The following is a 13,417-nucleotide window of genomic DNA, read 5'->3' on the forward strand; positions in this document are numbered from 1 at the left end:
CCTTCGCGAGCAGGCTCGCTCCCACAGAGGATCTTCTGGGCGGCATAGATCCAGTGTGGGAGCGAGCCTGCTCGCGAAAGCCGCACCACCGATCTCGACCTTGCCGCGACTAACCGGCAAAATGCCCGCCATGAATCTCACCCCCGCCCTGCCCGCCTGCTGCACCGCACTCGACAGCCACTGGCCGTTGCCGACGGTATTGGCCGACACCGTGCTGCTCAGCACCCACTTCGATCCGGCCCGACTGCTCGGCGATGACTTTCAGCGCAGTGCCGTGGTAGCACCGCCGAGCATTCAGCGTTCGGTGGCCAAGCGGCAGGCGGAATTCCTCGCCGGGCGTATTTGCGCCCGCGCGGCGTTGCGACAATTGGAAGGCAGCAGCGTTGTCCCAGCGATTGGTGAAGACCGCGCGCCGATATGGCCGGCACATATCTGCGGCTCGATCACCCACAGCACCGGTCGTGCGGCGGCAATTGTTGCCAACAAACGACACTGGCGCGGGCTGGGAATGGATCTGGAAAATCTGCTGAGTACCGAACGTGCCGAGCGTCTGGCCGGGGAGATTCTGACGCCACCTGAAATGCAGCGCATGACGGCCGCCTCGCGAGATCAGTTGGCGTTGCTGGTGACACTGACGTTTTCGGTGAAAGAAAGTCTGTTCAAGGCGCTGTATCCGATCGTGCAGCAGCGCTTTTATTTCGAGCATGCTGAAGTGCTGGAGTGGACTGAGGCCGGTGAAGTCCGGTTGCGGTTGTTGACGGACTTGTCTGCCGAGTGGCGCAACGGCACTGAACTGGAGGCGCAGTTCGGGGTGCAGGATGGGCAGTTGTTGAGTCTGGTCAGTATCCACGCCTGAAATCTTTAGCGCCTGTCCGGGCCTCATCGCTGGCAAGCCAGCTCCCACGGGTTTCTGAGTGGACCTTAAATCCGTGCTCACCACGTTCACTGTGGGAGCTGGCTTGCCAGCGATGGGGCCAGCACAATCACCGCAAATACCTAGCGGCGCTCCTGATTCCTCGGCCAACTCAGGCTGAAACACGCCCCACCCAGACTCTTGCTCTTGCCAATGATCGCCCGGCCGTCATGCCAGTGAATGATCCGCCGCACAATCGACAAGCCCAGACCATGCCCGCCCGACGCCCGCGTACGGCTGTCGTCCAGACGCAGAAACGGGGTAAAAATCCGCTCCCACGCGACCTCCGGCACACCCGGGCCGTCGTCCTCGACGTCGACGCGACAGCGCAATTGCCCGACCTGATAACTCACCGTCACGTTCGAACGGGCGTGGCGCATCGCGTTGCTCACCAGATTCTGCAGCGCCCGGTGCAGATAGCGCGGCTCGGCTTCGACCCAGGCATCATCGTTATCCGCAGCAGACAGGCACAAACCACGCTGCACCGTGACCTCGGCGCGTAACGGCGCCAGTTCCTCAATCACCTGATTGACCAGTGCATCGAGATCGATGCGCTGGAAGGTCAGCGCCGGCGAACCCTGTTCCAGCCGCGCATAGGTGAGCATTTCATCGACCAGCTTATCGAGGTCTTCGATGTCGTGATCCATGCCTTCACGGTACTTTTCCAGCGCTTGCGGCGTGGTTGCCGAACCGATCATCTCCAGGCCGAAACGCAGGCGTGCCACCGGTGTGCGCAATTCATGGGACACCGCGCGCACCAGTTCGCGCTGAATCGCCAGCAGCTGTTGCAAGTGCTCAGCCATGCCATTAAACGCCGACGCCAGACGCCCGACCGAGTCAGCACCGCGCGCTGGCACACGGGTTTCCAGGCTGCCCTTGGCAATCCGCGTGGCCGCCGCTTCGAGGCCACGCAAACGGCGTTCGAGCTGACGCACCAACAAATAAACGATAAGACCGATCAGGGTCAGGCCGAGTGCAGCAATCAGCACCAGCCATTCCGGCGGATACGGGTTCATCTGATACAGCGGGCCGATCTCCAGCACCCACGGCGTGCCGACCATGCCGGCAAAGACGCGGATCGAATCGCCGCCCTTGCCCAGCGCCATGACGGTGTCGCCTTCGGCCACGCGGCGGCTCTGGTCTTCGTCCATGTCGGCATCATTCACCGTGACCAGGCGCAGATCGAAACCGAAACCCTTTTCTTCCTTTATCTGCGCGAGGCGCTTGGGCTGTTCGGCGACCGGCACGCGCACCAATTCATCGGCCAGCAGGTAAATGGTCGCGCGGGCCAGTTGTTCGCTGATCTGCTGCACTTCCCCCACCAGCACCAGTTGCTCTTTGTCGCTGACCATTCGATAGACTTTCGCCGCGTGCGGCCCGGTCTGCTCGACCAGCGCCTGACCACGCTGTACGCGGGTGCGCTGGGACAGATCGAGATCGGTCTCGGCAAACTTCTTCAGCGCCAGCGGAATCCCCAGCAACCGCTCCCACACCAGCAACGCGCGATGGCGCTCGGTTTCGTTCATCGGTTGCAGATTGCCGGCCATCAGCGAGAACGTGCCGTGGGCCAGCCGCTCGCGATATTGCTCGCTGCGCACCTGATTAAGCAGGTTGAGCGCCAGCACGCCGAGCACCGCCACCAGAATGATCGCTGCGCACATGCCGCCGTAGATGCGCAGGAAGATCGAGTTCACAGCGGCAGATCTACGCAGGCTTCAGGCACGAACAGATAACCTTTGCTGCGGATGGTCTTGATCAGGCGCGGATGGTCGGGGTCGTCACCGATTTTCGGGCGAATGCGCGAAATGCGCACATCGATCGAACGGTCCTGACCGTCATAGCCGATGCCGCGCAGTGCGGTGAAAATTTCTTCGCGCGACAGAATGCGCCCGGCGTTGGACACCAGCAGCCAGAGCAGATCGAATTCGGCGCTGGTCAGTTCGATGCCATTGTCGCTAAGCCACGCCTCGCGCAAGGCGTCGTCGACCACCAACGGACCAAATTGCAGACGACGGGATTTCTCGGCGACCGGTTCGGGTGTGTCGCTGCGGCGCAGCAACGCCTGGATTCGCGCCAGCAACAGCCGTGGGCGCACCGGTTTGCACACGTAATCGTCGGCACCGAGGTCAAGCCCCTGGATCTGATCGGCATCGTCGGTGCGCGCAGTGAGCATCAGAATCGGCCCGTCATACTGATTACGCACCTTGCGGCAAATGCTCAGGCCATCTTCGCCGGGCAGCATCAGGTCGAGGATCACCAGATCCGGCTGCTCCTTGATGATCCGCGCCGCCGCCAACGCACCGTTACCTTCGATGTCCACGCGCAGTCCATTGGCTTGCAGGTAGTCGCGCGTCAGTTCGGCCAATCGCTGGTCATCCTCGACGATCAATACCTGAAAGGCTTGTTGCTCCACCGGTGACCTCTACTTTCTATTGTTATTAATAAAAGGAAGGCGATTGCCCGGACACACAATCCCCTGTAGGAGCTGTCGAGTGAAACGAGGCTGCGATCTTTTGATCTTGCTTTTCAAGATCAGGATCAAAAGATCGCAGCCTTCGGCAGCTCCTACAGGGGTACGCGATATTCAGCGTGATCCTCCCGTCCTTTTGTCATGTTTCTGGAGGATAACAATGCCTGCGCATGAGCCGATTGTATAAACGGCGTACAGCCAGAACACAAGTCGGTAAATGCGTTCGGACAAGGCGGTTTTTTGTGATAGGGTTCGCGCCCTTAAAAATCCGCTGAAGCGTTTTTCCCGGTGAAAAAACAGTGACAGACGGTCTAGCTCAGCAGGTTCGCGGCCTACACGCATTTTCGAAGTTTCTTACACAATTTACGCACAGGCTTATCCACAGGTAGTACGTTGCAATCCCCCCCTGAAACGCATTATCTTGTAGCCCGAGCGCAAAAAAACCCTACATGTAGGGTTTGACGCTAAAAAACCAAACACAAACCCGGCAGTGAATTCAAGGCTTTTTATTGCCATTGTCTGGTTGAACCAAACGTATTTTCGAAAGCCCAAACCGCGCCTGCGGATGGCTACCGTTTTTGCGCCGATCACGGTGTTTACGGTACGGGTGTTGCAGTGGCGAAACTGCTCCCCGAAAGGAATGCGGTGATACGCGTATCGCGTGAACCGAAGACTTCGGCATGGAAGCGGCGCTCACAAGGCCCTCTTCCTGAACTGTCCCGAAGTCGTTATGCCCGGCGCGTGCCGGTTGTAGTGCTTCAGGACGGAACGGTGGGCACCGTGATGGTGCCCAAACAAACATAGAGAACGTGGAGACACCCATGCAAACCGACACAACTCGCGAGAACCCGCAGGGCACCTTGCCGCAGGCCGCCGATTCGAATTCGGATCTGGCAGCCACCGCGCCTGGTCAACTGCGCGTGATCAAGCGCAATGGCACTGTCGTTCCTTACACCGATGACAAGATCACCGTCGCTATCACCAAAGCGTTCCTCGCAGTTGAAGGCGGCACCGCTGCCGCTTCGTCGCGAATCCACGACACTGTTGCGCGCCTGACCGAACAGGTCACTGCAACCTTCAAGCGTCGCATGCCATCGGGCGGCACCATCCACATCGAAGAAATCCAGGACCAGGTCGAACTGGCCCTGATGCGTGCCGGCGAGCAGAAAGTCGCTCGCGACTACGTGATCTACCGTGACGGTCGTTCGAAAGAGCGCGCTGCCCACGCACCGGCCGAAGAAGCGGTCAACGCTCACCCGTCGATCCGCATCACCCGTGCCGACGGTAGCCTGGCGCCGCTGGACATGGGTCGTCTGAACACCATCGTCACCGAAGCCTGCGAAGGTCTGGAAGAAGTCGACGGCGACCTGATCCAGCGCGAAACCCTGAAAAACCTCTACGACGGCGTGGCCCTGACCGACGTCAACACCGCGCTGGTGATGACCGCCCGTACCCTGGTCGAGCGTGAGCCGAACTACTCGTTCGTCACCGCCCGCCTGCTGATGGACACCCTGCGTGCCGAAGGCCTGGGGTTCCTCGGTGTGGCCGAAAGCGCCACTCACCACGAAATGGTCGACCTGTACGCCAAGGCACTGCCGGCTTACATCGCCAAAGGTATCGAGTTCGAACTGCTGAACCCTGTGCTGGCCTCCTTCGACCTGGAAAAACTGGGCAAGGCGATCAACCACGAGCGTGATCAGCAATTCACCTACCTGGGCCTGCAAACCCTGTACGACCGTTACTTCATCCACAAGGATGGCGTGCGTTTCGAACTGCCGCAGATCTTCTTCATGCGCGTGGCCATGGGCCTGGCGATCGAAGAGAAGCAGAAAGAAGACCGTGCGATCGAGTTCTACAACCTGCTGTCGTCCTTCGACTACATGTCGTCGACCCCGACCCTGTTCAACGCCGGTACCCTGCGTCCACAGCTGTCGAGCTGCTACCTGACCACCGTGCCGGATGACTTGTCGGGCATCTACCACGCGATCCACGACAACGCCATGTTGTCGAAATTTGCTGGCGGCCTGGGCAACGACTGGACGCCGGTGCGTGCACTGGGTTCGTACATCAAGGGCACCAACGGCAAGTCGCAAGGCGTGGTTCCGTTCCTGAAAGTGGTGAACGACACCGCTGTGGCCGTTAACCAGGGTGGCAAGCGCAAAGGCGCTGTGTGTGCCTACCTGGAAACCTGGCACATGGACATCGAAGAGTTCATCGAACTGCGCAAGAACACCGGTGATGATCGTCGTCGTACCCACGACATGAATACCGCCAACTGGATCCCTGACCTGTTCATGAAGCGTGTCTTCGATGACGGCAAGTGGACCCTGTTCTCGCCATCCGAAGTGCCGGACCTGCACGACCTGACCGGTAAAGCCTTCGAAGAGCGCTACGAGTACTACGAAGCGCTGACCGAATACCCAGGCAAGGTCAAACTGTTCAAGACCATCCAGGCCAAAGACCTGTGGCGCAAAATGCTCTCCATGCTGTTTGAAACCGGCCACCCATGGCTGACTTTCAAAGACCCGTGCAACCTGCGTAGCCCGCAGCAGCACGTCGGCGTGGTTCACAGCTCGAACCTGTGCACCGAGATCACCTTGAACACCAACAAGGACGAGATCGCCGTTTGCAACCTGGGCTCGATCAACCTGCCGAACCACATCGTCAACGGCAAGCTGGACACCGCCAAGCTGGAACGCACCGTGAACACCGCTGTACGCATGCTCGATAACGTTATCGACATCAACTACTACTCGGTGCCACAAGCGAAGAACTCCAACTTCAAGCACCGTCCGGTCGGTCTGGGCATCATGGGCTTCCAGGACGCTTTGTACCTGCAGCACATTCCTTACGGTTCCGACGCTGCCGTCGAGTTCGCCGACAAGTCGATGGAAGCGGTCAGCTACTACGCGATCCAGGCTTCCTGCGACCTGGCTGACGAGCGCGGCGCATACGAGACGTTCCAGGGTTCGCTGTGGTCCAAAGGCATCCTGCCACTGGATTCGCAACAGATCCTGATCGAAGCCCGTGGCCAGAAGTACATCGATGTCGACCTGAACGAAACCCTCGACTGGGCACCGGTTCGCGCCCGTGTACAGAAAGGCATTCGTAACTCCAACATCATGGCCATCGCACCGACCGCGACCATCGCCAACATCACTGGCGTATCGCAGTCGATCGAACCGACCTACCAGAACCTGTATGTGAAATCGAACCTGTCGGGCGAATTCACCGTGATCAACCCGTACCTGGTTCGCGACCTCAAGGCTCGCGGTCTGTGGGACTCGGTCATGATCAACGACCTGAAGTACTACGACGGTTCGGTTCAGCAGATCGAGCGCATCCCGCAAGAACTCAAAGAGCTCTACGCGACCGCGTTCGAAGTGGACACCAAGTGGATCGTTGACGCCGCCAGCCGTCGTCAGAAGTGGATCGACCAGGCCCAGTCGCTGAACCTGTACATCGCCGGCGCATCGGGCAAGAAGCTCGACGTGACCTACCGCATGGCCTGGTACCGTGGTCTGAAAACCACTTACTACCTCCGTGCCCTGGCCGCGACCAGCACCGAGAAGTCGACCATCAACACCGGCAAGCTGAACGCTGTTTCCAGCGGCGGCAACCACGGCGACGATTCGGTTCTGGCAGCACCTGCCGGTCCTGCTCCAGTGCCAAAGGCTTGCGCGATCGACGAGCCGGATTGCGAAGCTTGCCAATAAGCTGAGCTGAATCAGGCGTTGCGAGACGCCTGATACTCTCCGGGCAAAAGAAACCCCCGACAGACTTCTGGTTGTCGGGGGTTTTCTTTTGTCTGGAGTAAAAATCGAAGTAAAAAAAAACGGCGAAACCTGAATGCAGGCTTCGCCGTTTTTATTCGTACAACGGCTTTTGTCAGACCGCGAATGACTCGGTCATTGCCTGCCCTACGACAGGAATGGTGAAGGATTGACCGTTGTTGGTGTAGAACGTTTCGATGGTATTCCCGCCCTTGTACCAGTCCTTCAGGAACACACCGGAATCCAGGTTGCCGCTTTGCAGATCGGCAGCATTGAAGATGTAGGCGCCAAGGTCGTTCTGGACAATCCGCACATCACTGACACTCTGAATGTTCTTGAGGGTGACAGTGTCGATCCCGGATGTGCCTGTGTCCTGGATGCCTACCATGGTTTTCGAGAACACAATATAGGCGTCACCGCTCTCTCCGCCCAAGGCATCACCCGATCCGCGCAAGTTCAACGTATCAACACCTGCACCACCCTGGAGTTCATAGCCGTAACCGGTACCCGTCAAGGTATCGTTACCGTCACCACCATAGGCAATTCCTGCCGACACGGTGATGTTGTCGTTGCCAGATTCACCATAAAGAATGCTGCCGGCATCGTCATCGGCACTGCGCATGGTGTCATTGCCGTTACCACCGTAAAGCGTATCGGCCTGGACGCCGCTAATAGTCAGTGGTCCGAATGCACCGGTATCAGTGGCGGTGCCGCCATAGATAAAGTCATCCCCCTCACCACCATAGATGAGGTCGTTACCCGCCCCGCCCTCAAGCTTGTTCGAGTAGGCGTTGCCAGTCAGCATGTCATTGAATGCCGATCCCATCAGGTTATCGATGTTAATCAGCACGTCACCTTGAGCGTCGCCGCCTGCGGCAGTGCCCTCCAGCAAATTGATCTGAACGCTGCCAGTGCTGGTCAAGTACCAGGCGCCATCACCTCGACCAACACCCGTCAGCAGATCGGCGCCAGCGCCACCGACAAAATTCTCCGCCGCAGCGCCACTGCCCGTAAAGCTGTCGGCCTGTGTCGTACCCTGGAATACTTCGATCGACGTATAGATATCGCCGGCGGCCGCGCCAGTCAAAACAGGTGCGCCCAGATCCAGGGTGACACCGCCAGCTTCGTCGGCAAAGCTCACCATATCCATACCGAAACCACCGTCGAATCGGTTGATGCCCGCATCCCCGACAAACGCATCACTGAAGTCAGAACCCAAGATCGCTTCGATACTGCTGTAAACATCGCCGGCGGCAATTCCGGTGTGTATCCCGGTTTTGGTATTGAGGGTCACGCCCTTGTCGGCATCGCCATAACTGACCGTATCAAAACCCTCTCCACCGTTGAGTTGGTCTGCCCCTGCGCCACCGAACAGCGTGTCATTACCAGCCCCACCCGTGATGACGTTGTCCGAGGCATTGCCACGAGCAATGAAGTTGCCGGTACCGGTAAAGGTCAGACGCTCGACTTCACTGGCCAGGGTGATGGTGTTCAGTGTGGTGCGCACTTCATCATCACCGCCGCCGGCCATTTCCACCACATTCTGGCTAGCCGAACCGTTGATGATGTACACGTCATTGCCGGCACCGCCGTAGAAGGTCGTGGTACCCAGCGAGGCGGTGAATACGTCGTTGTAGTTCGAGCCAATGATGGTTTCGAAATCCGAGAACGTGTCACCTTGCGCGTCGCCGCCCAGACCGGTGCCCACACGCGCGGCGGTCATGGTGATGTTGACGCCTTGCTCCGACTGCGCATAGCTCAGCCGGTCGTTACCGTTGTAACCATCAAGATTGTCGGCAGCAGCGCTGGCATAGAACGTATCGTCATAATTTGAACCACGGAAACTCTCAATCCCGACAAAGGTATCGCCCGCTGCATACCCGGTATGCACACCGGTTTTCAGGTTCAGGGACACCGCCACGCTGCTGGGTACGTCTTCATAGCTGACGATATCGAAACCTGCGCCGCCAATCAGTTGGTCGGCACCTGCGCCTCCCATCAGGATGTCATTGCCGGCACCGCCGGTAATGACGTTGTCCGAGGCATTGCCACGAGCAATGAAGTTGCCGGTACCGGTAAAGGTCAGACGCTCGACTTCACTGGCCAGGGTGATGGTGTTCAGTGTGGTGCGCACTTCATCATCACCGCCGCCGGCCATTTCCACCACATTCTGGCTAGCCGAACCGTTGATGATGTACACGTCATTGCCGGCACCGCCGTAGAAGGTCGTGGTACCCAGCGAGGCGGTGAATACGTCGTTGTAGTTCGAGCCAATGATGGTTTCGAAATCCGAGAACGTGTCACCTTGCGCGTCGCCGCCCAGACCGGTGCCCACACGCGCGGCGGTCATGGTGATGTTGACGCCTTGCTCCGACTGCGCATAGCTCAGCCGGTCGTTACCGTTGTAACCATCAAGGTTGTCGGCAGCAGCGCTGGCATAGAACGTATCGTCATAATTTGAACCACGGAAACTCTCAATCCCGACAAAGGTATCGCCCGCTGCATACCCGGTATGCACACCGGTTTTCAGGTTCAGGGACACCGCCACGCTGCTGGGTACGTCTTCATAGCTGACGATATCGAAACCTGCGCCGCCAATCAGTTGGTCGGCACCTGCGCCTCCCATCAGGATGTCATTGCCGGCACCGCCGGTAATGACGTTGTCCGAGGCATTGCCACGAGCAATGAAGTTGCCGGTACCGGTAAAGGTCAGACGCTCGACTTCACTGGCCAGGGTGATGGTGTTCAGTGTGGTGCGCACTTCATCATCACCGCCGCCGGCCATTTCCACCACATTCTGGCTGGCCGAACCGTTGATGATGTACACGTCATTGCCGGCACCGCCGTAGAAGGTCGTGGTACCCAGCGAGGCGGTGAATACGTCGTTGTAGTTCGAGCCAATAATGGTTTCGAAATCCGAGAACGTGTCACCTTGCGCGTCGCCGCCCAGACCGGTGCCCACACGCGCGGCGGTCATGGTGATGTTGACGCCTTGCTCCGACTGCGCATAGCTCAGCCGGTCGTTACCGTTGTAACCATCAAGGTTGTCGGCAGCAGCGCTGGCATAGAATGTATCGTCATAATTTGAACCACGGAAACTCTCAATCCCGACAAAGGTATCGCCCGCTGCATACCCGGTATGCACACCGGTTTTCAGGTTCAGGGACACCGCCACGCTGTTGGGTACGTCTTCATAGCTGACGATATCGAAACCTGCGCCGCCAATCAGTTGGTCGGCGCCTGCGCCTCCCATCAGGATGTCATTGCCGGCACCGCCGGTAATGACGTTGTCCGAGGCATTGCCACGAGCAATGAAGTTGCCGGTACCGGTAAAGGTCAGACGCTCGACTTCACTGGCCAGGGTGATGGTGTTCAGTGTGGTGCGCACTTCATCATCACCGCCGCCGGCCATTTCCACCACATTCTGGCTAGCCGAACCGTTGATGATGTACACGTCATTGCCGGCACCGCCGTAGAAGGTCGTGGTACCCAGCGAGGCGGTGAATACGTCGTTGTAGTTCGAGCCAATGATGGTTTCGAAATCCGAGAACGTGTCACCTTGCGCGTCGCCGCCCAGACCGGTGCCCACACGCGCGGCGGTCATGGTGATGTTGACGCCTTGCTCCGACTGCGCATAGCTCAGCCGGTCGTTACCGTTGTAACCATCAAGGTTGTCGGCAGCAGCGCTGGCATAGAACGTATCGTCATAATTTGAACCACGGAAACTCTCAATCCCGACAAAGGTATCGCCCGCTGCATACCCGGTATGCACACCGGTTTTCAGGTTCAGGGACACCGCCACGCTGCTGGGTACGTCTTCATAGCTGACGATATCGAAACCTGCGCCGCCAATCAGTTGGTCGGCACCTGCGCCTCCCATCAGGATGTCATTGCCGGCACCGCCGGTAATGACGTTGTCCGAGGCATTGCCACGAGCAATGAAGTTGCCGGTACCGGTAAAGGTCAGACGCTCGACTTCACTGGCCAGGGTGATGGTGTTCAGTGTGGTGCGCACTTCATCATCACCGCCGCCGGCCATTTCCACCACATTCTGGCTGGCCGAACCGTTGATGATGTACACGTCATTGCCGGCACCGCCGTAGAAGGTCGTGGTACCCAGCGAGGCGGTGAATACGTCGTTGTAGTTCGAGCCAATAATGGTTTCGAAATCCGAGAACGTGTCACCTTGCGCGTCGCCGCCCAGACCGGTGCCCACACGCGCGGCGGTCATGGTGATGTTGACGCCTTGCTCCGACTGCGCGTAGCTCAGTCGGTCATTACCGTTGTAACCATCAAGGTTGTCGGCAGCAGCGCTGGCATAGAACGTATCGTCATAATTTGAACCACGGAAACTCTCAATCCCGACAAAGGTATCGCCCGCTGCATACCCGGTATGCACACCGGTTTTCAGGTTCAGGGACACCGCCACGCTGTTGGGTACATCTTCATAGCTGACGGTGTCGAAGCCGGCACCGCCAATCAGTTGATCGGCGCCATCGCCGCCGATCAACAGATCATTACCTGCCCCACCATTCAAGACATCATTACCCGCCAAACCGCGTATCTGATCATCGCCCGCAGTACCGAGCAGATTATCGGCACCAGCGGTCCCGTTGATTATCGCCATTACATCGTCCTTGTGTTTTTGTGTTGGAAACTACGGTTGAAAAACCAGGTAGAAGCTTCCTGACTTCCATATCGCCATCCAGTGTCATGGCCCAATGAAGCAGGTCGTGCGAAGTTTTGACGCCAAGGTCCTTTGCCAGGCAGGACTGCAACTTCCACACCATAAATTCAGACAAACGGTTAATTGGTGAATGTAAATTTAGTGACACGCATAAAAAAACCGACGCTCAAGGCGTCGGTTTTCAATGCAGCTATCGAATCACATCAAGTCATCTGAATGATGGTCTGCATGATGGTGCTCTGAGTGGAAATAGTCTTGGCGTTCGCCTGATAGTTGCTCTGGCCTTTGATCAGGTCTACCAGCTCGTTGGTCAGGTTAACGTTCGACTCTTCCAGCGAGTTGGAAACAACCGAACCCAAGGTACCGGTTTCCGGTGCATCGTAGCCCGGGATACCCGAAGCAAACGTCTCTTTCCAGCTGGTGCCACCGATAGCCTGCAGGCCTTGTTCGTTGGTGAAGCTGGCCAGTGCAACCTGGCCGATGGCCTTGCTCTGGTTGTTGCTGAAGTTGGCAAACAGCGTACCGGTGCCGTCGATGGTCAGGTTGGTGATCTGGCCAGTGGCGTAACCGTCCTGAGTCGGAATCGAACGCGCGGTGTCAGCGTTGTACTGAGTGGTCTTGGCCATCGAAATGGTAATACCGGCCGGGTTGGCAGACGCACCGTTAGGCGTGAACGTACCGTTGACCACTGTGCCCGGCTTCCAGCCGGTCAGTTTCAAGTCGCTGCTGATGATCGGGTTCGGGTTCGGTGGCGGCAGAGTGCTCGGCGTGCTGACCTGAGTCAAATTGCCAGAGCTGTCAAACGTCAGCGTCGAAGCAACCGGATCGACCTTGGTTGGATCGCTACCGGCTGCATCCGGGTTACGGCCATCGACCAGAGTGTACACCTTCCAGGTGTTCTCGCCAGTTTTAACCACGTACTGGTCCATAACATGCGAGTTGCCCTGCGTGTCATAGATCGGAGTGCTAAAGCTCTTCGTGTACGTCTCAAGCTTGCTTGGGTCGAACTTGACGGCGTTGGTGCCGGTATCAACGATCACCGACGCAGTCGAGTTCAAGTTGATGCTCGACGTCACCAACGAAGTCGATTTCGGCGCCAGGTTCGACGTATCGATCTTCAGGTCGGTCAAAACGCCGTTGATGATCTTGCCGTTGGCGTCCACACCGTAACCCTGCAGGCGCGAGGTGTAGTCGGTGTTGGTGATGTAACCGGCGTTGTCGACCTTGAACGTACCGGCACGGGTGTAGGACACCGAGCCGTTGTTGCTCATGGTGAAGAAGCCCGAACCGTTGATGCCCATGTCCAGCACGTTACCGGTGTTGTTGATGTCACCCTGGGTGAACTGCTGGGAAACGTTGGCCAGGCGCACGCCGTTGCCGATCACTTTGCTGCCGCTACCCAGGCGAGTGGCCGAGTAGACGTCTTCGAATTCTGCACGGGACGATTTGAAACCGGCGGTCGCAACGTTGGCGATGTTGTTGCCGGTCACGTCCAGTTGTTTGTTGGCTGCATAGAGACCGCTAAGGCCGATATTGAAAGACATATTCCACTCCTTTGTGCCGGGTTAATCGGC

Annotated in this window: 6 protein-coding genes; 2 read left to right on the plus strand and 4 right to left on the minus strand. The window is 58.1% G+C overall.

The annotated features are described in order from the left end of the window. The first annotated feature begins 130 nt into the window (after nt 1-130). Nucleotides 131-856: a 4'-phosphopantetheinyl transferase family protein gene (locus ACZZ0A_RS17980; protein ID WP_007917528.1), complete on the plus strand. Its 726-nt coding sequence runs from the start codon at nt 131-133 to the stop codon at nt 854-856. Nucleotides 857-996: 140 nt separating this feature from the next. Here ACZZ0A_RS17980 and ACZZ0A_RS17985 read toward each other — a convergent pair whose 3' ends face one another. Together ACZZ0A_RS17985 and ACZZ0A_RS17990 are read right to left on the minus strand one after the other, a co-directional pair. Continuing rightward, complete coding sequence (locus ACZZ0A_RS17985; RefSeq protein ID WP_123376393.1) at nt 997-2,607, minus strand: ATP-binding protein; 1,611 nt, start codon at nt 2,605-2,607, stop codon at nt 997-999. Continuing rightward, nucleotides 2,604-3,326 carry a response regulator gene (locus tag ACZZ0A_RS17990; protein ID WP_007917532.1) on the minus strand — a complete coding sequence of 241 codons (723 nt, stop codon included), beginning with the start codon at nt 3,324-3,326 and terminating at the stop codon, nt 2,604-2,606. Before ACZZ0A_RS17990 ends, ACZZ0A_RS17985 begins: the two co-directional genes overlap by 4 nt. 878 nt (nt 3,327-4,204) lie before the next feature. Between ACZZ0A_RS17990 and ACZZ0A_RS17995 the strand changes: the two genes are divergently transcribed. Next, nucleotides 4,205-7,099, plus strand: a complete 2,895-nt coding sequence (locus ACZZ0A_RS17995; protein ID WP_095114529.1) for a ribonucleoside-diphosphate reductase subunit alpha — start codon at nt 4,205-4,207, stop codon at nt 7,097-7,099. A gap of 172 nt (nt 7,100-7,271) precedes the next feature. Here ACZZ0A_RS17995 and ACZZ0A_RS18000 read toward each other — a convergent pair whose 3' ends face one another. Together ACZZ0A_RS18000 and flgE are read right to left on the minus strand one after the other, a co-directional pair. Beyond that, a complete protein-coding gene (locus ACZZ0A_RS18000; protein WP_463543534.1) occupies nt 7,272-11,783 on the minus strand; it encodes a beta strand repeat-containing protein in 4,512 nt (1,503 codons plus the stop codon). A gap of 263 nt (nt 11,784-12,046) precedes the next feature. Beyond that, nucleotides 12,047-13,387, minus strand: a complete 1,341-nt coding sequence (gene flgE, locus ACZZ0A_RS18005; RefSeq protein WP_123376396.1) for a flagellar hook protein FlgE — start codon at nt 13,385-13,387, stop codon at nt 12,047-12,049. Nucleotides 13,388-13,417 lie beyond the last annotated feature (30 nt).

This window comes from Pseudomonas sp. AC242 (assembly GCF_979258655.1).